Origin of the sequence: Dyadobacter soli, from assembly GCF_900101885.1 — a bacterium.
GTDB lineage: Bacteria > Bacteroidota > Bacteroidia > Cytophagales > Spirosomataceae > Dyadobacter > Dyadobacter soli.
Window position 1 is genome coordinate 373,526 of record NZ_FNAN01000006.1, and the last position, 19,978, is coordinate 393,503.

Sequence of the window (19,978 nt, forward strand, 5' to 3'; positions counted from 1 at the left end):
AAGTAATAGTATGGCAGAATTATCTGGTAAATATTTGGTCGGAGTTTTCGACGATGACGATACTGTTCTTCACGCGGTCCCCAAGTTGAGAAAGGCCGGTGTGAAAATCAAAGAAGTATATTCTCCATTCCCTATTCACGGGTTGGACGAAGCGCTGGGGCACCCGAGAACGCGTATCGGTATCGCTGCCTTTATGTTTGGCGTAACAGGATGCTGCGCCGTGCTGACCCTGATGATCTGGACAATGGGATATGACTGGCCGATGATCATCGGTGGTAAAGATCCGATCTCGATTCCCAACTATATCCCCATCACATTCGAAGGAACAGTACTTTTCACTGCATTCGGTATGGTGACCACATTCTTGATTTCGAATGGACTCGGACCCGGTACCCATTTCCACCCACGGTTCGATGTTCGTGCGACTGATAACAAGTTTATCATGGCAATCGAGATGAGCAGAAACTCAATGACCGAAGAAGAGATATCAAGAGCGTTGAAGGACAGCGGAGCGGAAGAAGTCAACATTAAGCAATTCTAATGGCGTTTAAAGCAATGAAATTTAAAAGTTTATATAGATCTCTATTGGTTGCTGCCGTATTGCTTACTGCCGCTGCCGGTTGTAAAAAGGATCCTAACAACCCAGGGAAGGAATATGCACCAAACATGTACCTGCCCGTAGGTTACGAACCTTACAAACAGGAAAAGGCCAACCCGATCAACCCGCAAGGTTTGACTATGCGTTTGCCGGTGGCTGGTACTGTTGCACGCCGTAACTATCACACAAGTTTCGGATCTTCCGATTCAGCGGTGGTTGACCTGATGGTTTACAACATTCCTGCTGACAGCATCGAGATTGCAGAGAAAGTACTTAAAAACCCGGTTCCTTTGAACGAGAAGAGCCTCGCGGAAGGAAAGGTATTGTACGACAGATATTGCCAGCATTGCCACGGTGCTACCGGTGCCGGTGACGGAAAGGTGGGAGCGATGTATAAAGGTGTTCCCAACTATGCAAGCGATGCTTACAAAAACCTGAACGAAGGACATATTTTCCACGTGATTACACACGGGAAAGCACGCATGTGGCCTCATGGATCCCAGATCAACCCTGAGGAGCGCTGGAAGATCGTACTCTATGTACAGAAATTGCAGAAAGGGGCTTAAGTACAATTTTGAAAACAGAGAAATATTTTAAATAATGGCATCAGGACATTCGATTCCTTCTATTGAAGAACGGTTTGAATTTACATCGGGAGCTAAGAGAAGTTTACTCATTGGTGGCGGTGTAGGACTGGCTCTTGTACTATTAGGAGCATACCTCGCAGCCAATGGCGGTGGCGGTCATGAAGTGGCTGCACACGGAGCAGAACATGCTGCTGCGGCAGGCCATGCGGCTGCTGAGCACGGAGCGGCGGCTGCGGCACATGGCGCGGACGCACACGGCGCTGCGGCGGAAGGCGGTCACCATGCAAAAAGCTGGACTGCACGCATTTGGGCTAACCTTTGGGTAAATGGTGTATATTTTACCGGAATGTCCGTTATCGGGATGTTCTTCCTTTCTTATAACTACCTGGCGCAAGCTGGCTGGTCGGCAGTATTTAAAAGAATCCCCGAGGCATTGCCTGCATTCCTTCCTTTCACAGGGGCAGTGATGATCATCACCTTCCTGATGGGTGGGCATGACCTGTTTCACTGGACGCATGAAGGCCTTTATGAGGTAGGCGGACCAGAATACGACAAGATCATCGCCGGTAAACACGGCTATTTGAATACACCATTCTTCCTTGGACGTCTGGTTGTATATTTCGTAGTGTGGTACCTGATGTGGAAAAAGATCCGTACGCTGTCGTTGCAGGAAGATGAAATTGGAGGAACTGAGTTCTATGAGAAGTCAATCCGTCTTGGAACTGCATTCCTCGTTGTTTTCGGTGTTACTTCTTCTACTTCTGCTTGGGATTTCGTCATGTCGATCGACACGCACTGGTTCAGTACGATGTTCGGTTGGTACACGCTCGCTAGCTGGCACGTGGCTGGTCTGGCTGTGATTACCCTTACCATCGTAATGCTCCGTGAAAGAGGTTACCTGAGAGCTGTAAATTCAAGCCACTTACGTGACCTTGGTAAATTTGTATTCGCATTCAGTATTTTCTGGACATACGTGTGGTTCGCACAGTTCCTTCTGATCTATTATGCTAACCTTCCGGAAGAAACGATCTACTTCATCGAGCGTTTCCGCGGACACGGCGGATTCTACAAGGCGCCATTCTTCATTACCTTGTTCCTGAACTTCTTCTTCCCATTCCTGGTATTGATGACCCGCGATGCGAAGTATACACATTCGATCCTGAAAGTGGCTTGCTGGAGTGTGATCGTCGGACACTGGTTCGATTTCTACACCAACGTTATGCCTGGATCAGTTGGTGCCAGCGGAGAGCTTGGAGCTCTTGAGTGGGGCTTTTTCCTGATCTTCCTTTGTGCATTTGCTTATTCCATCGCAAATCAGTTGACCAAGGCAAATCTGATCCCGAGAAATCACCCGATGTTGGAGGAATCACTGCATCACGATATCGCCTAATTGCAAAACCAGTAAATCATCATGTATATTATTATCGCATTAGTTGCTCTTGTATTCATTGTCCTCACCGGGGTGGTAATATCCAGGTTGCAGGGTGTTTTGAAGAGTATCAACAAAACCGATTCAGAGGAAGTTGTAACGACTGGTAATAAATTCAACGGTGCCATGTTCATCGTGATCCTGATCGGAGGAGCTATTTCTATCACGTGGTCGTACCTGCATGCACGCGAGTTTTTCCTTCCGGAAGCATCCTCGATCCACGGACGCAGAACCGACGACCTGTTCTGGTTCTCGATGGGAATCCTGACTATCCCTTTCATCATCGTGAACTTCCTGGTATTCTTCTTCGCATGGAAATACCAATATAAGAAAGGACACAGAGCGACATTCTATCCTGACAACCACAAGCTGGAACTAGTCTGGACGATCATCCCGGCTATCGTAATGGCATTGCTGGTATTCACCGGCTGGAAAGCATGGTCGGATATTACAGCGGAAGCGCCTCGCGACGCGGAAGTGATCGAGATCACAGGCAAGCAGTTCAACTGGATCGCTCGGTACGGCGGTGTGGATAATAACAAGCTTGGTGATTATAACTATAAACTGATTGACGCACAGAACGAAGTAGGTATAGATTTGTCGGATGAAAATTCATTCGATGACTTTACCAACCCTTCTGAAATGCACATTCCGGTGGGCCGTCCGGTATTGTTGAAAATCCGCGCCCGCGACGTATTGCACAGCGTATTCATTCCTCACATGCGTGTGAAAATGGATGCGGTGCCAGGTATGCCAACCAAATTCTGGTTCGTGCCGGACAAGACAACTGCCGATATGCGCGCCGAAACCGGCAACCCGAAATTTGACTATGAGATTGCTTGTACGGAGGTATGTGGACAAGGTCACTTTTCAATGAAAATGAGATTGATCGTAGATGACGAGGCTACATACAAGAAATGGGTTTCAGAGCAGGCTACTTTCCTGTCGACTTACCCAGAGTATCTCGCGAAAGTTCCTGAGAACCTGAAAGCGAAGGCGATGAAATATGTGCCTGCCGAAGCAGCTGCGCCTGCGGCCGACAGCTCAGCAACATCTGCTGGCGGTGCCGGAGCAAGTTCTAGTCTACGATAATTCTATTAATTAAAATACAATAAAAGTATATGTCAGCTATTGAAGGATTGGAAACAGCTCACCACCACGCAGACGAGCATGACCACCACCACGAAGCACAAAGCTTTTGGCAGAAATATATATTTTGTGAAGATCACAAGGTAATTGCCAAGCAGTATCTGATCACGGGTATTTTGTGGGCTGTTATCGGTATTACCATGTCGGTGATCTTCCGTATCCAGCTCGGTTTGCCCGATTCTAACCTGTCATGGTTGAAGCCTGTCCTTGGTGGCTGGATCAGCGACGCAGGTAAGCTCGACCCGAACTTTTACCTGGCTTTGGTTACAATGCACGGTACCATCATGGTATTCTTTGTATTGACGGCCGGTTTGAGCGGTACATTCAGTAACTTCCTCATCCCGCTTCAAATCGGAGCGCGCGATATGGCGTCAGGTTTCATGAACATGCTTTCTTACTGGTTCTTCTTCCTGGCCAGCGTGATCATGTTCGCTTCTTTGTTCCTGCAACAAGGACCTGCTGCCGGTGGCTGGGTAATTTATCCTCCATTGAGTGCATTGCCACAGGCGCACCCGGGCTCGGGTATGGGTATGACATTGTGGTTGGCTAGTATGGCATTCTTCATCGTGTCGCAGTTGCTGGGTGGTATCAACTACATTACTACCGTTATCAACCTGCGGACAAGAGGTATGTCTTTCGACCGTCTGCCTCTGACGATCTGGTCATTCCTGATCACCGCGGTATTGGGTCTGATCTCTTTCCCGGTATTGCTTTCATCTGTATTGCTGCTGATCTTCGACCGTCACTTCGGTACCAGCTTCTATCTTTCCGACATTTATATCAATGGTGAAGCGCTGCCAAACGTGGGTGGTAGCCCGATACTGTTCCAGCACTTGTTCTGGTTCCTCGGTCACCCTGAGGTATACATCGTACTTTTGCCAGCTTTGGGTATTACATCCGAAGTAATCGCGACGAACTCACGCAAGCCGATCTTCGGTTACCGTGCGATGATCGCTTCCATGCTTGGTATTGCATTCCTTGCATTTATCGTATGGGCGCACCACATGTTCGTGACAGGTATGAACCCATTCCTCGGATCGGTTTTCATGTTCCTGACGCTGATTATCGCGGTACCTTCTGCGGTGAAAGGTTTTAACTACATCACAACACTCTGGAAAGGTAACATCGTGTTCACCCCCGGTATGTTGTTCTCGATCGGTCTGGTTTCCCTGTTCGTTTCAGGTGGTTTGACCGGTATTATCCTGGGTAACAGTGCATTGGATATTCAATTGCACGATACTTACTTTGTAGTAGCCCACTTCCACCTTGTGATGGGTGCTGCGTCGGCCTTCGGTCTGTTCGCAGGGGTTTACCACTGGTTCCCTAAAATGTTCGGTCGTATGATGAACACTTCATTGGGCCAGGCGCACTTCTGGATGACATTCATCGGTATTTACCTGGTGTTTATCCCGATGCACTACGTTGGTATCGCGGGCTTCCCTCGCCGTTACTACCAGTTCACCAGCTACGACTTTACGCATAAGTTCATGGATATGAACATGTTTATCTCTATCGCTGCGATATTCACGTTCCTTGCACAGTTCATTTTCCTCTGGAACTTCTTTTACAGCATTTTCAAAGGCAGAAGAGCACCGCAAAACCCATGGCGTTCAAACACGCTCGAATGGACTGCACCTGTTATTCCGGGTCACGGAAACTGGGAAGGCGAAATTCCTGCGGTGTATCGTTGGTCATATGATTACAGCAAACCGGGTGCCAAAGAGGACTTCATCCCTCAGAACATTCCGTATTCTCAGACACCTGAATCGAACTTCCCTCATGAGAATGAGTTGATCGCGACAGAGAAGGTGATTGAGTCCCAAAACTTTAATGACCAGTTTAAAACACATCATTGATCTTAAAGCGAATCGCCGGTTCCGGCGATTCGCTTTAAATACGCTCATCTCGCTCTACCTGGTAGTAATAGCAGGTGGTGTCGTGAGAAGCACAGGCTCAGGAATGGGCTGTCCCGACTGGCCTAAATGCTTCGGCAGATGGGTCCCTCCTACCGAAGCATCACAACTTCCTGCCAATTACAAGGAGATTTACGGTGCGAAGCTGAAAGGAGAAGTCGAGTTCAATGCGACGAAAACCTGGACGGAGTACGTAAACAGGCTTGTAGGAGCGCTCACAGGTATCATCATTTTCCTGATGCTGCTGGCCTCCATTCCTTTCCTTAAATCTGGAAACAAGCAAATATTTTTTTGGAGCCTTACGGCTTTTCTGTTGACGGGCTTCCAGGGATGGCTCGGTGCGAAAGTAGTTTCGTTTGAATTGCACCCGTTGATCGTAACAGTGCATATGCTGCTCGCCATCGTGATCATTTTCATCGTCCTCTATGTATTTACATGGGCGGGATATGTGGAGAAGGTGCTCACGTTACGAGAAGGCAGCGAGAAGCTGCTTAGTGGCATCGGGATCGCGGTAATGGCATTGTCGCTGTTCCAGATTCTCCTCGGAACGCAGGTCCGCGAAGCAATGGACGTGGTAATTATGAAGCTCGGTTACGGGGCGCGGTCGGAATGGATCGATGAACTTGGGGCGAACTTTTACATACACCGGTCGTTTTCGATACTGGTCTTTGTTGTGAATGCAATCTGGATCAGCCGGGTTTTGAAAACCGGAAACAAGGGAACAGTAGCAGGCAAGATTGCAATAGCTTGTCTCTGTATCCTGATCGCGGAGATCGCAACGGGCATTTTGATGGCATATTTCGGGGTTCCCGCATTTGCCCAGCCCATGCACCTCACATTCGCGATACTATTAATCGGCCTGCAATTCATCGTGTGGCTGGTTGTGAATGGTAAGAAGTATTTGAAATATAAAGGCGTGGCCGCGACGGCTGGTAGCCAGTTCTAATTTTCAATTTCTGTAATAATGATTTCAGTAGAGGAAAGTGTAAGCGGGGTTGGGAAGATCAGAGAGAGATTAGGGGTTTTATTTGAACTATTGAAATTCCGGTTGGCGTCGTTGATCGCGTTCTCCGGTGCAATGGGTTATTGCCTGGGCTCACGCGACGTGAAAACCAGCGATATGGTACTTTTCATTATCGCATCGATCGGTATCACCGGCGCAGCCAATATTATCAACCAGATTTTGGAAAAAGATCTGGATAAAATGATGAAAAGAACGGCTTCACGGCCGTTGCCAAGCGGAAGAATTACCGTGGAGCAAGCTGCGATTTGGGCAGTAATTCTTGGAGTAGGTTCGCTGGCGATATTTGTAACAGTATTTAACCTGACAACTGGGCTTATTTCCTTGCTGTCGCTCGTGCTTTATGGCTTTGTTTACACGCCGTTGAAGCGCGTCGGTCCGATCGCGGTGTTCGTTGGGGCATTCCCCGGCGCATTTCCTCCGATGATCGGCTGGGTTGCGGCTACCAACCATTTCGGTCTGGAACCCGGTATCCTGTTCGCGATCCAGTTTTTCTGGCAATTCCCGCATTTCTGGGCCATTGCCTGGGTACTGGACGAAGATTACAAAAGAGCAGGTTTCAAATTGTTGCCCGCCAATGGTTTGAAAGACTCGGATACGACATTGCAGATCATGATCTATACATTGTTCCTGCTTCCGATCGGCTGGTTGCCGTACGAGCTGGGAATGACAGGTATCAATTCCGCGTTCATCGCAACGATTTTCGGGGTATTGTTCCTCGCGCAGACGTTCCATCTCATGCGCAAGTGCACGGACAAGACCGCGAAGCAGCTGATGTTCGGATCGTTCATTTACCTGCCTATCGTACAGATTGCTTTTTTGTTGGATAAATTGTGATATAGAATCGGGAGAAAATGGAGAACGTTCAGCAATATAAATTAGAAAGAGAGCCGCAGGAGACGCTCGCGATGGACCCGAAGAAGTTTATTCTTTGGCTGTTCCTCGTAACGATCATCATGCTTTTTGCTTCTCAGAGCAGTGCGTACCTCGTGCGCCGCGCGGAAGGCAACTGGCTGGAATTTGAAATGCCGCAGATTTTCTGGTACAGCACGGTGGTGCTCATAATGAGCAGTGTAGCAATGCAGTGGGCCTATTTCTCGGCAAAAAAAGATCAGTTCCAACAATTGAAAATAGCAATTTCTATTACTTTTGTACTCGGCCTGATCTTCCTTTATATGCAGTTTCAGGGCTGGAAAGAGCTGGTGGCGATGAATGTATATTTTGTAGGAAACCCGTCCGGCTCGTTCTTTTACGTGTTCACAGGACTTCACGGATTCCACATCATTACCGGCCTGATTGTTTTGGTATTCGCACTATTTTCGGCATTTAAGCTGAATGTGCATTCCAAAAGTCTGAGAAGAATTCAGATCAGTGCTACTTACTGGCACTTTCTCGATATACTCTGGTTATACCTTTTTGTTTTTTTATTGACCTTTAATTAATACTTTTTTATCAATGGCTGCAAATGTAACAACACCCGGCGCGGTAGAACCCAAAATGTGGTTGGGGGGTATTGAGCCTATGAAAGCGAGTTACGGTAAACTGATGATGTGGTTCTTCCTCATCTCGGATACCTTTACTTTCTCTGCCCTGCTGGTGGCATATGGTACAGCCCGGTTTAGTTTCCCTGCATTCACCGGAAAACACGAAGATTTTACTTTCTCCAACATGTACTGGCCCGTACCTGAAAGGGTTTACGAAGCGGTACCATTCCTGCATGGCATTTCCCTGCCACTGGTATTTGTTGGTATCATGACATTCATCCTCATCGCGAGCTCCGTAACAATGGTACTTGCAGTGGAAGCCGGTCACCGCATGGACCGCGCGAATGTTGAAAAATATATGCTTTGGACCATCCTCGGCGGTTTTACCTTCCTGGGTTGCCAGGCTTGGGAATGGAGCCACTTCATCCACGGAACCGACGCAGGTTCAGTAATGAAAGTGATCGAAAACGGTACCTGGATCGAGAAGACGATTTTCGGTGCTAACCTGACAGAGAACCAATACGGCCCTCCTGCATTCGCGGATTTCTTCTTCTTCATCACCGGTTTCCACGGAACCCACGTATTTTCAGGTGTGATCCTGAACATCCTGATCTTCTTCCGTGCGGCGACAGGTTTCTACGACAAGAGAGGAAGCTACGAAATGGTTGAGAAAGTAGGTCTCTACTGGCACTTTGTGGATCTGGTTTGGGTGTTTGTATTTACATTCTTCTACCTGGTTTAATTTATAGGACAATATTTAAAATTGAAGTAAAATGGCGGAAGTACATCATCACCACGTACATAACCAGGATCCCGAAGCAGGAGCTGAGCAACGTAAAGCGATCTGGAAAACTTTTTGGATTCTTTTGATCATCACCTCACTCGAGTTCCTGATCGCATTCACCGTTCCCCATGGCGTTTTGAAGGTTTCGATCTTCATCATCATGACGATCGTGAAAGCATTCTATATCGTTGGGGAATTCATGCACTTGAAACATGAAACAAAAACGCTGATCTGGTCGATACTCGTACCGGTGATATTCGTAGCCTGGCTGATCCTGGCGCTCCTGCTTGAAGGAAATGCGATTTTCGAAGCGATTTTCGGATAATAGATTAGAATGAAAAAATTTCCCAAAGCCGGATTACTGATTGTCACATTAGTAATACCGGCTTTGATTTTTGCTTTACTGAAACTGTTCGGCACGAACCATTACGACCTGCCTTATTTCGTGACTGAAAAAGACGGTAACGGCTCGGTGATCGTACAAAACGGCGACACGCTGTTCCATAAGGTATCTGCGGACTGCGGGATATTCGGAGGCGTTAATCTGGGAGATCGGTTGACAATCGCGGTTCGTATGCCATCCAAATGCGGCGAGCCTTGTGAACGGGCAACCGACGAACTGCAACGCATCGCCGCATTGAAAGCTGCAATTCCTGAATTGCAAATTCTTTTAATCGCAGCCGATACGGTGAGACGCGGAGAATGGCAATCGGTGAAGGTCGACAGCGCAACAATAGCAGGTTGTTTTTCGAACGAATTGACAGACGCTGTAAAAGGCAGCGATGGGTTGAACGGTCCGGCAGGGCAGATGGTCCTGATCGACGGCAACAAATACGTGAGAGGCTTTTATAAAGCCGGAGATGGAGAGGAGACCGACCGGCTGATGGCTGAGATCAAAATCCTCGATTATGAAAGGAAGAATGAGAAATAAGTGGGTATGGCTACATTAACAATCGAAAGAAAACCGAAATACGAACGTATTATCAATATTCTGGCAATCGTCATTCCGGTGGTGGTTGCATTGTTGCTGGGTATCCGGCAAAAAGTGGACCTGGGCGCATGGACTAAAGTGCTTCCGCACCTTATCGGGGTGATCAACACCCTTACGTCTATGCTGCTGATCGTGGGTTTCTATTTTATCAAACAAAAGAACATTGCCGCACACCGGCAGGCAATGACTGGTGCATTCGTGCTGGGCGCGGTGTTCCTGGTTTGCTATGTGCTTTACCACATTTCAAATGAAGCGACGCCATTCGGCGGAACCGGATTTGTTCGCCCGGTGTATTACTTTCTGTTGATTTCGCATATCGTGTTATCGATCGGGGTCGTTTGGTTTGTATTGCGGGCGGTATATTTCGGATATACCAACCAGATCGCCGAGCACCGGAAGGCGGTGAAATGGGCGATGCCGATCTGGCTTTATGTGAGTGTTACCGGTGTAATCGTGTACTTAATGATTAGTCCCTATTACGTATGAAAAAGTTTCTGACCCTATTCGGATTGATAGTGATGTTCGTAATGAACAGCGCAGGTGCTTTTGCACAATGCGCAATGTGCCGCGGTTCGGTGGAAAGTTCCATGGGTAACGGGCGCAATAATGTGGGTGTAGGTTTGAATACGGGTATAATGTTCCTGTTTGTAGTGCCCTACATTCTCGTAGCGGTGATAGGATACCTTTGGTACCGCAATTCCAAAAAGGCGCAGGCGGAGCGGCAGTTTGTCGCGGCTCGCGTGCGGTCGGCGTACGAAAACTGATCTGCTGATAAATGATATTCGAGGGCGAGACCAATGCGGTCCCGCCCTTTTTGTTTTTGACAAAATATTCCTGTGTAGTGGCGTAGATAATGCAATGCACGTCTTTAAAGAAAAACACTTACCCATCATGCGCCGGATTTTCCTCATTCTCCTCCTGATACTTGCCCAATTCGCTAATAGCAATGCCCAAAGCGTGTCGACGTCCAAGCCCTGGACTTACTGGTGGTGGATGGGTAGCGCGGTTACCAAAGCGGATATCACGGCGCAACTCGAATATTTCAGCAAATCAGGTCTGGGTGGCGTGCATATCATCCCGATTTACGGGGTTAAGGGGTATGAGAAGGCGGCGATTCCGTTTCTAGGAACGCAATGGCTGGAAGTAATGCAGCACACGGTTCGCGAAGGAAAGCGGCTCGGATTGGGCGTGGACATGACAACCGGGACCGGCTGGCCTTTTGGCGGGCCGAATGTGACCCAAGCCATGGCGGCGCAGGGTATGACAGTGGCAGACGGAAAGCTTTCGGTAAAACCAACCGGGCAAAAGGTGAAACGCGCTGCGCCGGGGGGAGAGGGTTTTGTACTCGATCCATTCAATGCAAATGGGATGGCGCAATACCTCTCGCGGTTTGATTCTGCATTTGCCAAATCTGCGGACAAGCCGAGAGCAATGTACAACGACTCTTATGAAGCTTATGGCGCCAACTGGACGGAGGATTTTGCACAACAATTCCAATGGCGCAGGAAATACGATTTGCTGGCTAAGCTTCCATTGCTCAACGACTCGACCGGCAATCCGGAAGCCACATTAGTTAAAATAGACTATCACCAAACCCTGGCGGAGCTGCTGTTGGAACGGTATGCAAAACCCTGGACCGATTGGAGCCGTGCGCACGGGTTCGTAACGCGCTACCAGGCGCATGGTTCGCCGGGAAACCTGCTGGATTTATATGAAGCCGCCGATATTCCCGAAACGGAATCGTTTGGTACCAGCCGCTTTAATATACCCGGTCTGCGCGTCGATCCCGATTACTCGATCGATCAGTTTGGCACGCCGAATCCGCTGGCGATGAAGTTTGCTTCTTCGGCCGCCAATTTATCGGGCAAGAAATTGGTAAGCTCGGAAACGGGTACCTGGCTCGCGAACCATTTCAAGGTTTCGTTATCTCAAATCAAGCCGCAGATCGATGAGCTTTTTACCGCGGGCATTAACCATATTTTTTACCACGGGACTACCTATTCTCCCGAGAAGGAAGGTTTTCCCGGCTGGCTCTTTTATGCTTCCACCAATTTTGGCAAAACATCCCATTTCTCCGAGCATTTCCCGCTGCTGAACCGTTACGTGGACTTTTGTCAACGACAATTGCAAAACAGTAAGCCCGACAACGACGTACTCGTATATTTCCCGATCCACGACTTGTGGGCTACGAAAGCAAAATCGGGCGGCGGGGTGCATTTGCTGGAAGTGCACCACGTCGATCGCTGGCTACTGGATTTGCCGTTCGGAAAGCTGTCTGAAAAGCTCTGGAAGGAAGGTTATGCATTCGATTTCGTGTCTGATTTGCAGTTGAAGAAACTTACTGCCGATGCAAATGGGACTTTGACATCAGGGAATGCCACTTACAGGACCTTGCTTATCCCATCAGCAACCTATTTGCCCGAAGAGACTTTGAAAGAGTTGCAGCGGCTGGCTAATGCAGGCGCGAAGATCGTCTTCGACCAAAAGCTGCCGGTCACGGTGACCGGTAATGCCCATCATGAGGAGCGGCAAAAAACATTTGGCGAAGTATTGACACAACTTTCAAACCTGAGAAATGTGAAGGTTTCTACCAATTTAAATGCGGATCTGGCCACGAATGGAGTGGTAAGAGAGCAATTGGCCGAAAAAGGACTGACTTTCGTCCGCAAAAATCGGGGCGAGGGAGTACCGCTTTATTTTGTGGCGAATCTTGGAAATACGTTTAAAGAAGGCTGGGTAAGGATCGGCAAGGGAGGGCAATTCTTCAAGTCGGAACCGCTCAGAGGCGTATCGATGCCGGAAATACGTGGTAACAAAGGCAGTGAGGAGATTTTCCTGCGGCTATTGCCAGGGGAATCGTGCTTTTTGACAACTTCGGCCGACGGCCAGGATGCAGCGGAAGTGCGCAACACCGGTAAGCATTTCGATATTAAGGGCAAATGGGAGCTTGCATTTTTGAATGGCAAACCAAACTTGCCTGCTCCCGCACAGCTTACGGAGCTAACATCCTGGACTTCGTTGCCGGATTCTGCCGCTTATTTTTCGGGGAAAGCGCGGTACCGCATTACCTTCGACCTGCCCGGATCGGCTGCAAGTTGTGCGAATGCGGCATTGGATCTGGGAGATGTGCGGGAAGTGGCCAATGTAAAGCTGAATGGGAAAGACCTCGGCGTGGCCTGGCATATCCCGTTCGTTCTCCCGGTTGGAAAAGCATTGAAATCAAAAGATAATGTGCTGGAAATAGAAGTAACCAACCTTTCGGCCAACTACATGCGCCTCCGCGACCAGCAGCAGCCCGACTGGAAGAAATTTTACGACATTAATATCGTGGACATTACTTACAAAAAATTCGATGCTACACGCTGGCAGCCTATGCCGTCGGGGCTGCTGGGGCCTGTGAAATTGGTTTACTAATGCATTACTCCCACAATGGGTAATGTTCCAGCTGGATTTGCCGCCCGAAGAATATGTTTGTCGATTGCTCGAACGACAAGGTATAATCCGACACATAGAACTGCCGCTTGCCTTCACCTTTTTCATTGATGAGGTAATGTTGTTCGAGCCAGGCTTTCAGTGAGCGTGCCACGATCTCGGAAGTATCGAGCGTTTCAATCGCCTCGCCGTAGAATTTGCGAATCTGCGTTTTAATTAATGGGTAATGCGTGCAACCGAGGATTAATGCCTCGATACCATTCAGCGACACGTCCGATAGATAATTGGCGATGACGCTTTCACTGATATTATTATCAAAAAAGCCTTCCTCGATCATCGGGGCCAGCAGTGGCGTAGCGAGTGATTTCAGGTGAATGTTCCTGTCCAGCGCATCGACCTTCTTTTTGTATACATTAGATAGAACCGTCTGCTTGGTGCCGATCAGGCCGATGGTTTTCCCTTCATAATGCTCTTTCACATAATCCACCACCGGATCGATCACATTCAAAACCTTCGCTTTGCTTCCCACGTACTCTCGCACGAGCTCGTAAGCGGCGGCGGACGCGGAGTTGCAGGCGATGAGGATCAGTTTGCAGTTCTGCTGTAACAGCATATTACAGATTTTGATCGAATAGGCCTGAATGGCTGCCGTGGACTTGTCGCCGTAAGGCAAATGCGCCGTGTCGCCGAAATAAATGGTGTTTTCCTGGGGAAGCAACCTGGTTACGGCGCTGGCGACGGTCATACCGCCGATTCCGCTGTCAAAAATTCCGATGGGTGCAGAGGAGTCGAGCATTGGGGAAGTCCTTTTGGTGGTCAATGAGTGATATTCGCATCAAAGCTAAAAAATTATCAAAAAACTTTTCCCGCACATGCAACCTCACAATGAGGAATGCGCATCTTGCTGTCGAAACCACCAATTAGAATGGGTCGAATTTTAGCACTATTTAGCCAGGAAGCACAGCTCGTCAAAGCACTCAGGAAGGAAGACCCTAAGGCGCAGCGACAGCTTTACGACAAGTACAGCCATCGCATGCTGGCTTTGTGCTTCCGCTATGTATGCGACGATATGGCGGCCGAGGACGTGATGGTGGAAGGTTTTTTGAGGGTTTTTGAAAAAATAAACCAGTTCAGCGGAGAGGGAAGTTTCGAAGGGTGGATCAGGAGAATTATGGTGAACGAGTCGCTGGGATATTTGCGGAAACAAAAGAGGATACTGGAAGACAACATTTCGGACGAGGCTAATAACATCCCCGATTACACCCACGCCGACCAGAATCTTGAAACGGAAGAATTAATGGCCCTTATCGAAGCATTGCCGGTGGGTTACCGGACGGTTTTCAACCTGTATGCGATCGAGGGCTACGCACACATTGAAATCGCCCAGATGATGGGTATTACCGAAAGTACATCGAAATCACAATTGCACCGTGCCCGCGCCCTGCTGCAAAAGATGGTCGCGGAATGGGAAAATGGTTATAAAAAAAAAGTAGACTATGAAAAAGCATCCTGTTGATGATCTTTTCAAGCGCAGACTCGAAGGAATGGAAAGAACGCCTTCGGAAAATGCGTGGCTTAAAATTCAGGAAAAGCAGCCCGGGAGCAGTCGCTCGGCGAGACGTCTCGCGGCTGTGTGGGGTTGGTATGCTGCGGCCGGTGTGGCTGCGGCGGTGATGGGAGGGTACCTGGTTTGGCAGAATCAGCAGGACGCTTCGCCGGGAAGCATTCAATCGCGGCAGACTGTTGCGGCAGCTAAGGCCACACAAGTTGATTCGGTTGTTTCTCCGGTTGAAAAGTTAAATGCGCCTATTGAACAGTTGGCGGTAACGGAGAAAAAAGATAGTGCCGGAGTTGAAAATGTCGGCAAAAGTTTGAAACCCACATATAGCGCCGCTGGTAATTCAGAAACGCAATTAGCGCAAAAACAAATAGCCAAAGCGCCGGACACGAAAGCATCGAATGTGAAAACACCGGGCATTCAGGTATCAAATGCCCAGGTAGAGCCTGTTCAGAATGCGCCGGTGATGGCTTTGAATGAAAAACCTTCCGTTCCGGTAAATGCAATACAGCCGGAACCTTTAAAAAAACCTGCGACGCAGGATATCAAGACTTTGCCTGACGAGCCAGCTGTTAGTCAGGTGAACAAGCCGGAACCCGAACCGACGAGAACGATTGTCGCGGTGGTGGAGACCGGTACTAATGAATCGGAAGAAAAGCCACGCAATACCCGGTTTGCCAGGGTTTTCCGTCAGCTCAAAAATGCGAGAGCGGGGGAGAAGGTCGATTGGGAGGAAGTGGGTTTTAATCCAAAAAATCTGGTAGCACGCGTGGACGATCGCCTGCGTGGGAAGGATGAAAAAAGTAATGAAAGAGATCACCCTAAAGACAAGACAAAACTGTAATCTGTTAAGCCATGAAAAGTAAAATATATGCAATGGCAATGCTGGTATTGTTTGCCATTGGCGCGCGCGCTGGTTCGCTGAAACTGAATGAAAAGTTTAATGACCAGTTTTCCGATAAGGATTCGATCATTGTGACATTCGGAGATAAGACGAGGCTGATCATTTACGGAGAGAACCGGCAGGAATTGGAGAAGATCATGAAGTATGATTTGAATGCATTGCTGAAAGACCTGAAAGTAAGGCTCGACAGCACCCAGGCCGATACAACATTCTTGCGGGAGGAGTTTGACGGAAACAAGTACCTGAAAAACCCGGGCGAGGCCAACGAAAAAGATTATTTGAGGATCGGACTCAGGGGCATTCACATCAAGGACGGCGATACACGTGTTTCCATCGACGGTAAGGGCGTGGAAGTAAAAGATGGCGATGAGGTTGTTTCATCGGACTCGACTTACCGCCGCGTGGGCAAGCGTTTCCACCGGCGCTCGTGGGGCGGATCGAGCCCGCGGAAAGGATTCAATATTGCATTGGGCCTCAATACGTATGGTACCAATGAGACTACCGCCGGGTTCAACAAATCCGATTATGACCTGAAACCATTCGGATCGCGCTATGTGAGCCTGGGCTACGTGGCCAGCGCGAATGTGGTCAGGGGAAAAGACGCGAGGCTCACACTCGATTTCGGGGTCGATTTCTCCTGGTACAACATGATGTACGATGGTAACAATACCATCATCAAGACGGACGATGCGGTCGAGTTTGTTCCGGTGGTTGATGATAACAAGCAAGAGGTGGAGGTGAGGAAATCGAAACTTGTTGTGCCTTACGTGAACCTGTCGATCATGCCCACGCTAAGCTTTTCGCGGTCGTTCATTTCCTACATTAGTGCCGGCGCTTACGGTGGCTATCGCCTGGGCAGCTACACGAAAGTTCGGAAGGTGGGAACGAAGGATGTGGACCACGACCGACGTAACTTTTACATCGAAGATTTGCGCTATGGCTTAGCCGCCGAAATAGGTATCCGTAACTTTCCTGACTTCTTTGTGAACTATGATTTGAACAATCTTTTCGAAGCCAATCGTGGGCCGTCGGTACGGATGCTCAGTTTTGGGGTGAGGTTGTTTTAAAGTCGAAAAGTGCCCGTGCGGCCTGGAATCGCGGTTTTTGATTCCAGGCCGCATTTTTTTTTATTTTTTTTTCAAAAGAATTTGAGAATCTAAAAAATGGGTATAATTTTGCGACTCCAAATTGTGAAACAAACGGTTTTCACGCTTGTGTTGAAATGTTGTCTGGGGGTGTACCAGAGTGGCCAAATGGGGCAGACTGTAAATCTGCTGGTGTATGCCTACGGTGGTTCGAATCCATCCGCCCCCACAGTTTGAGTCTGAGAAAGCACTTCAAATCATACCAGTTTTGAAGTAAAAGACGAAGACAGATGCGGAAGTAGCTCAGCTGGTAGAGCGATAGCCTTCCAAGCTATAGGTCGCGAGTTCGAACCTCGTCTTCCGCTCAAAAAGAAACATCATCGAAGCGATTAGCGAAAACATTCAATAGATAACTTTCGCTAATCGCTTTTTGGTTCTAAGAACATTGCCTAACGGCATTATGCTTTTGTAGCTCAGGGCGGTCCGCCGATGCGGTAGAGCACTTCCCTGGGAAGAAGAAAAAAAGAAGTAATAATGCTTTTGTAGCTCAGGGACGGTCCGCCGCGCGGTAGAGCACTTCCTTTGTAAGGAAGAGGTCAGGGCGCTTCGGAGAAGGCAAGAAGAAATAAAGTACAATGCTTTTGTAGCTCAGGGGTAGAGCACTTCCTTGGTAAGGAAGAGGTCAGGGGTTCAAATCCCCTCAAAAGCTCGAAAAGTGAGGGTTTTGTGCTCGCTTTAAACTTGATCCTGATTTGGTAAATGATTGCGGTGTTTGATTGCAGTAAAGCCAGCAGGATCAATTAGTAGTGTATAATAAATTCGTAATAACTTTTAATTTTAAGCGTACTTAAGTCATGGCAAAAGAGACGTTTGACCGCTCGAAACCCCACGTAAATATTGGTACTATCGGGCACGTTGACCACGGTAAAACTACCCTTACAGCGGCGATTACAACTGTGTTGGCTGATAAAGGTTTTGCACAGAAACGCGACTTTTCTTCAATCGACAATGCTCCTGAAGAGAAAGAGCGCGGTATCACAATCAATACCTCACACGTAGAATACCAGACAGCCAACCGTCACTATGCGCACGTTGACTGCCCAGGTCACGCTGACTACGTGAAGAACATGGTAACTGGTGCTGCTCAGATGGACGGCGCAATCATCGTGGTTGCTGCTACTGACGGTCCTATGCCACAAACTCGTGAGCACATCCTTCTTGCTCGTCAGGTAGGTGTTCCTCAGCTTGTTGTGTTCATGAACAAAGTGGACATGGTTGATGATCCGGAACTTCTTGAACTCGTTGAGATGGAAATCCGTGAGCTTCTTAGCTTCTACGAATTCGATGGTGACAACATTCCAGTTGTACAAGGCTCTGCTTTGGGTGGTCTTAACGGCGATCCGAAATGGGTTAAAACTATCGAAGATCTGATGGATGCTGTTGATAACTGGATTCCAATTCCTCCACGTATGACAGATCTTCCATTCTTGATGCCTGTTGAAGACGTATTCTCGATCACTGGTCGTGGTACTGTTGCAACTGGTCGTATCGAGCGTGGTATCATCAACTCTGGTGAAGCCGTTGATATCCTTGGTATGGGTGCAGAAGGTCTTAAATCTACCGTAACTGGTGTTGAGATGTTCCGTAAGATCCTTGACCGCGGTGAAGCTGGTGACAACGTAGGTTTGTTGCTTCGCGGTATCGACAAAGAAGATATCCGTCGTGGTATGGTAATCTGTAAGCCAGGTTCTGTTAAGCCTCACTTGCACTTCAAAGGTGAAGTTTACGTACTGTCGAAAGAAGAAGGTGGACGTCACACTCCATTCTTTAACAAATACCGTCCTCAGTTCTACTTCCGTACCACTGACGTGACAGGTGAAATCTCACTTCCAGCAGGTGTTGAAATGGTTATGCCAGGTGACAACATCACTATCGAAGTGAAACTGATCAACAAAATCGCTATGGAAAAAGGTCTTCGCTTCGCGATCCGTGAAGGTGGACGTACCGTAGGTGCTGGTCAGGTAACTGAAATTCTTGACTAATCAAGATAGCAATATTAAAACAAGTGCATTTCTTTTGGAATGCACTTGTTTTTTATAAAAAAGTCGTATCTTTGCAGCCCCGAATGGGTAATTGCACGATAAACGGGTGTAGTTCAAGGGTAGAATAGCGGTCTCCAAAACCGTTGATGGGAGTTCGAATCTCTCCACCCGTGCATAAATCGAAAAGGTGAAATGGAAAAATTTACTTCTTTTTTGAAAGCGTCCTGGGAAGAAATGACCCAACATGTTACATGGCCGCCTTTCAACGAACTGCAAGCCAACACCACACTGGTGCTTGTAGGTTCGCTCATTTTTGCCTTCGTGGTAGGTGTGATGGATCTCGTATTTGAGAACGCACTGAAACTGTTTTACCAGTCTTTCTAAGGCTATTTTAGTAAAGATAACCCCCTGAAAGGTATGAGTAGTCTAAATTGGTTTGTATTAAGGGCAGTGTCTGGGCAAGAGAAAAAAATCAAGTCCTACATTGAAAATGAAATCACACGCCAGAAGCTGAACGAATTCGTGCCGCAAATCCTGATCCCTTCCGAGAAGATCTACGAAATGCGCAACGGTAAGAAGCGTGTACGGGAAAAGAACTTCTTTCCCGGGTATATTATCATTTCAGCCGACCTGTCAAAAGGGGAGGTGCTGCACATTATTACAAGTATCCCCGGCGTAATAGGTTTCCTGGGCAATGCCGAAGGAAATTCAAAAGTGCCTGTTCCCCTGCGCCAGTCTGAAATTAACCGTATCCTCGGTAAGGTCGACGAAGCAGAACAGCACGAAGAAGCGCCAAGCATGTCTTTCATCAAAGGCGAGACTGTGAAAGTCGTAGATGGTCCGTTCAGCGGATTTATCGGACTGGTGGAAGAAGTATTCGACGAGAAGAAAAAACTCAATGTAGTTGTAAAAATATTCGGGCGTAATACACCCGTGGAACTCAGTTACGCACAAGTAGAAAAGGATAGTTGAACGAATAGCGGGCAGGTAGGCTTCCAACT

The 19,978-nt window shown here is 48.1% G+C and carries 21 protein-coding genes and 4 tRNA genes; 24 read left to right on the forward strand and 1 reads right to left on the reverse strand.

Going from position 1 to position 19,978, the window contains the following annotated elements; all coding sequences use genetic code 11:
* Nucleotides 1-10 precede the first annotated feature (10 nt).
* The 14 genes from BLQ88_RS11975 (at nt 11) to BLQ88_RS12040 (ending at nt 13,370) form a co-directional block, all read left to right on the forward strand.
* The gene (locus BLQ88_RS11975; protein WP_090149681.1) at nt 11-541 is read left to right on the forward strand and encodes a DUF3341 domain-containing protein; all 531 of its coding nucleotides are present in this window, start codon (nt 11-13) and stop codon (nt 539-541) included.
* Nucleotides 541-1,164: a c-type cytochrome gene (locus tag BLQ88_RS11980; RefSeq protein ID WP_090149683.1), complete on the forward strand. Its 624-nt coding sequence runs from the start codon at nt 541-543 to the stop codon at nt 1,162-1,164. Before BLQ88_RS11975 ends, BLQ88_RS11980 begins: the two co-directional genes overlap by 1 nt.
* Before the next feature lie 34 nt (nt 1,165-1,198).
* Nucleotides 1,199-2,575: a quinol:cytochrome C oxidoreductase gene (locus BLQ88_RS11985; RefSeq protein WP_090149686.1), complete on the forward strand. Its 1,377-nt coding sequence runs from the start codon at nt 1,199-1,201 to the stop codon at nt 2,573-2,575.
* 21 nt (nt 2,576-2,596) lie between these two features.
* On the forward strand, nt 2,597-3,706 hold the full coding sequence (locus BLQ88_RS11990; RefSeq protein ID WP_090149689.1) for a cytochrome c oxidase subunit II: 1,110 nt from the start codon (nt 2,597-2,599) through the stop codon (nt 3,704-3,706).
* 29 nt (nt 3,707-3,735) lie between these two features.
* Nucleotides 3,736-5,619, forward strand: a complete 1,884-nt coding sequence (locus BLQ88_RS11995; protein ID WP_090149692.1) for a cytochrome c oxidase subunit I — start codon at nt 3,736-3,738, stop codon at nt 5,617-5,619.
* A complete protein-coding gene (locus BLQ88_RS12000) occupies nt 5,594-6,622 on the forward strand; it encodes a COX15/CtaA family protein (RefSeq protein ID WP_090149694.1) in 1,029 nt (342 codons plus the stop codon). Before BLQ88_RS11995 ends, BLQ88_RS12000 begins: the two co-directional genes overlap by 26 nt.
* An 18-nt stretch (nt 6,623-6,640) precedes the next feature.
* A complete protein-coding gene (gene cyoE / locus BLQ88_RS12005; RefSeq protein WP_229212676.1) occupies nt 6,641-7,534 on the forward strand; it encodes a heme o synthase in 894 nt (297 codons plus the stop codon).
* A 17-nt stretch (nt 7,535-7,551) separates the two neighbouring features.
* Nucleotides 7,552-8,139: a cytochrome c oxidase subunit 3 gene (locus BLQ88_RS12010; RefSeq protein WP_090149699.1), complete on the forward strand. Its 588-nt coding sequence runs from the start codon at nt 7,552-7,554 to the stop codon at nt 8,137-8,139.
* Between the two features lie 13 nt (nt 8,140-8,152).
* Entirely contained in the window at nt 8,153-8,923 is a 771-nt protein-coding gene (locus tag BLQ88_RS12015) for a cytochrome c oxidase subunit 3 (protein ID WP_090149702.1), read from the forward strand.
* A 31-nt stretch (nt 8,924-8,954) separates the two neighbouring features.
* Entirely contained in the window at nt 8,955-9,290 is a 336-nt protein-coding gene (locus tag BLQ88_RS12020; RefSeq protein WP_090149705.1) for a cytochrome C oxidase subunit IV family protein, read from the forward strand.
* Nucleotides 9,291-9,299: 9 nt separating this feature from the next.
* Nucleotides 9,300-9,896, forward strand: a complete 597-nt coding sequence (locus tag BLQ88_RS12025; protein ID WP_090149707.1) for a hypothetical protein — start codon at nt 9,300-9,302, stop codon at nt 9,894-9,896.
* Between the two features lie 6 nt (nt 9,897-9,902).
* Nucleotides 9,903-10,442 (forward strand): DUF420 domain-containing protein, encoded by a 540-nt coding sequence (locus BLQ88_RS12030; protein WP_090149710.1) that lies wholly within the window; start codon nt 9,903-9,905, stop codon nt 10,440-10,442.
* Complete coding sequence (locus BLQ88_RS12035) at nt 10,439-10,720, forward strand: CAMCR motif-containing small membrane protein (RefSeq protein ID WP_090149713.1); 282 nt, start codon at nt 10,439-10,441, stop codon at nt 10,718-10,720. Before BLQ88_RS12030 ends, BLQ88_RS12035 begins: the two co-directional genes overlap by 4 nt.
* Before the next feature lie 127 nt (nt 10,721-10,847).
* On the forward strand, nt 10,848-13,370 hold the full coding sequence (locus BLQ88_RS12040) for a glycosyl hydrolase (protein ID WP_090149715.1): 2,523 nt from the start codon (nt 10,848-10,850) through the stop codon (nt 13,368-13,370).
* A gap of 4 nt (nt 13,371-13,374) precedes the next feature.
* Here the strand turns inward: BLQ88_RS12040 and murI are convergent, their stop codons facing one another.
* Nucleotides 13,375-14,184, reverse strand: coding sequence for a glutamate racemase (murI, locus tag BLQ88_RS12045; RefSeq protein WP_090149718.1), 810 nt, complete (start codon nt 14,182-14,184; stop codon nt 13,375-13,377).
* A 129-nt stretch (nt 14,185-14,313) separates the two neighbouring features.
* Here murI and BLQ88_RS12050 point away from each other — a divergent pair, with 129 nt between their 5' ends.
* From BLQ88_RS12050 to nusG, 10 genes are all read left to right on the forward strand, one after another.
* On the forward strand, nt 14,314-14,904 hold the full coding sequence (locus BLQ88_RS12050; RefSeq protein ID WP_090149721.1) for an RNA polymerase sigma factor: 591 nt from the start codon (nt 14,314-14,316) through the stop codon (nt 14,902-14,904).
* The gene (locus BLQ88_RS12055; RefSeq protein WP_090149723.1) at nt 14,885-15,790 is read left to right on the forward strand and encodes a hypothetical protein; all 906 of its coding nucleotides are present in this window, start codon (nt 14,885-14,887) and stop codon (nt 15,788-15,790) included. The genes BLQ88_RS12050 and BLQ88_RS12055 overlap by 20 nt, the downstream gene beginning before the upstream one ends.
* An 11-nt stretch (nt 15,791-15,801) precedes the next feature.
* A complete protein-coding gene (locus tag BLQ88_RS12060) occupies nt 15,802-16,917 on the forward strand; it encodes a porin family protein (RefSeq protein ID WP_176884974.1) in 1,116 nt (371 codons plus the stop codon).
* Nucleotides 16,918-17,081: 164 nt separating this feature from the next.
* A tRNA-Tyr gene (locus BLQ88_RS12065) sits at nt 17,082-17,164 on the forward strand.
* Between the two features lie 63 nt (nt 17,165-17,227).
* Nucleotides 17,228-17,300: transfer RNA gene (locus BLQ88_RS12070), tRNA-Gly, on the forward strand.
* Between the two features lie 272 nt (nt 17,301-17,572).
* A tRNA-Thr gene (locus BLQ88_RS12075) sits at nt 17,573-17,644 on the forward strand.
* A gap of 145 nt (nt 17,645-17,789) precedes the next feature.
* On the forward strand, nt 17,790-18,977 hold the full coding sequence (gene tuf, locus BLQ88_RS12080; protein WP_090149726.1) for an elongation factor Tu: 1,188 nt from the start codon (nt 17,790-17,792) through the stop codon (nt 18,975-18,977).
* Nucleotides 18,978-19,079: 102 nt separating this feature from the next.
* Nucleotides 19,080-19,150 (forward strand) — tRNA-Trp (locus tag BLQ88_RS12085).
* Between the two features lie 19 nt (nt 19,151-19,169).
* The gene (secE, locus tag BLQ88_RS12090) at nt 19,170-19,361 is read left to right on the forward strand and encodes a preprotein translocase subunit SecE (protein WP_015812909.1); all 192 of its coding nucleotides are present in this window, start codon (nt 19,170-19,172) and stop codon (nt 19,359-19,361) included.
* Between the two features lie 33 nt (nt 19,362-19,394).
* Nucleotides 19,395-19,949 carry a transcription termination/antitermination protein NusG gene (nusG, locus tag BLQ88_RS12095; protein ID WP_015812908.1) on the forward strand — a complete coding sequence of 185 codons (555 nt, stop codon included), beginning with the start codon at nt 19,395-19,397 and terminating at the stop codon, nt 19,947-19,949.
* Nucleotides 19,950-19,978 lie beyond the last annotated feature (29 nt).

Coding starts and splice junctions, on each gene's coding strand:
- BLQ88_RS11975 (WP_090149681.1), top strand. CDS start 11: ATGGCAGAATTATCTGGTAAATATTTGGTCGGAGTTTTCGACGATGAC.
- BLQ88_RS11980 (WP_090149683.1), top strand. CDS start 541: ATGGCGTTTAAAGCAATGAAATTTAAAAGTTTATATAGATCTCTATTG.
- BLQ88_RS11985 (WP_090149686.1), top strand. CDS start 1,199: ATGGCATCAGGACATTCGATTCCTTCTATTGAAGAACGGTTTGAATTT.
- BLQ88_RS11990 (WP_090149689.1), top strand. CDS start 2,597: ATGTATATTATTATCGCATTAGTTGCTCTTGTATTCATTGTCCTCACC.
- BLQ88_RS11995 (WP_090149692.1), top strand. CDS start 3,736: ATGTCAGCTATTGAAGGATTGGAAACAGCTCACCACCACGCAGACGAG.
- BLQ88_RS12000 (WP_090149694.1), top strand. CDS start 5,594: ATGACCAGTTTAAAACACATCATTGATCTTAAAGCGAATCGCCGGTTC.
- cyoE (WP_229212676.1), top strand. CDS start 6,641: ATGATTTCAGTAGAGGAAAGTGTAAGCGGGGTTGGGAAGATCAGAGAG.
- BLQ88_RS12010 (WP_090149699.1), top strand. CDS start 7,552: ATGGAGAACGTTCAGCAATATAAATTAGAAAGAGAGCCGCAGGAGACG.
- BLQ88_RS12015 (WP_090149702.1), top strand. CDS start 8,153: ATGGCTGCAAATGTAACAACACCCGGCGCGGTAGAACCCAAAATGTGG.
- BLQ88_RS12020 (WP_090149705.1), top strand. CDS start 8,955: ATGGCGGAAGTACATCATCACCACGTACATAACCAGGATCCCGAAGCA.
- BLQ88_RS12025 (WP_090149707.1), top strand. CDS start 9,300: ATGAAAAAATTTCCCAAAGCCGGATTACTGATTGTCACATTAGTAATA.
- BLQ88_RS12030 (WP_090149710.1), top strand. CDS start 9,903: ATGGCTACATTAACAATCGAAAGAAAACCGAAATACGAACGTATTATC.
- BLQ88_RS12035 (WP_090149713.1), top strand. CDS start 10,439: ATGAAAAAGTTTCTGACCCTATTCGGATTGATAGTGATGTTCGTAATG.
- BLQ88_RS12040 (WP_090149715.1), top strand. CDS start 10,848: ATGCGCCGGATTTTCCTCATTCTCCTCCTGATACTTGCCCAATTCGCT.
- murI (WP_090149718.1), bottom strand. CDS start 14,184: ATGCTCGACTCCTCTGCACCCATCGGAATTTTTGACAGCGGAATCGGC.
- BLQ88_RS12050 (WP_090149721.1), top strand. CDS start 14,314: ATGGGTCGAATTTTAGCACTATTTAGCCAGGAAGCACAGCTCGTCAAA.
- BLQ88_RS12055 (WP_090149723.1), top strand. CDS start 14,885: ATGAAAAAGCATCCTGTTGATGATCTTTTCAAGCGCAGACTCGAAGGA.
- BLQ88_RS12060 (WP_176884974.1), top strand. CDS start 15,802: ATGAAAAGTAAAATATATGCAATGGCAATGCTGGTATTGTTTGCCATT.
- tuf (WP_090149726.1), top strand. CDS start 17,790: ATGGCAAAAGAGACGTTTGACCGCTCGAAACCCCACGTAAATATTGGT.
- secE (WP_015812909.1), top strand. CDS start 19,170: ATGGAAAAATTTACTTCTTTTTTGAAAGCGTCCTGGGAAGAAATGACC.
- nusG (WP_015812908.1), top strand. CDS start 19,395: ATGAGTAGTCTAAATTGGTTTGTATTAAGGGCAGTGTCTGGGCAAGAG.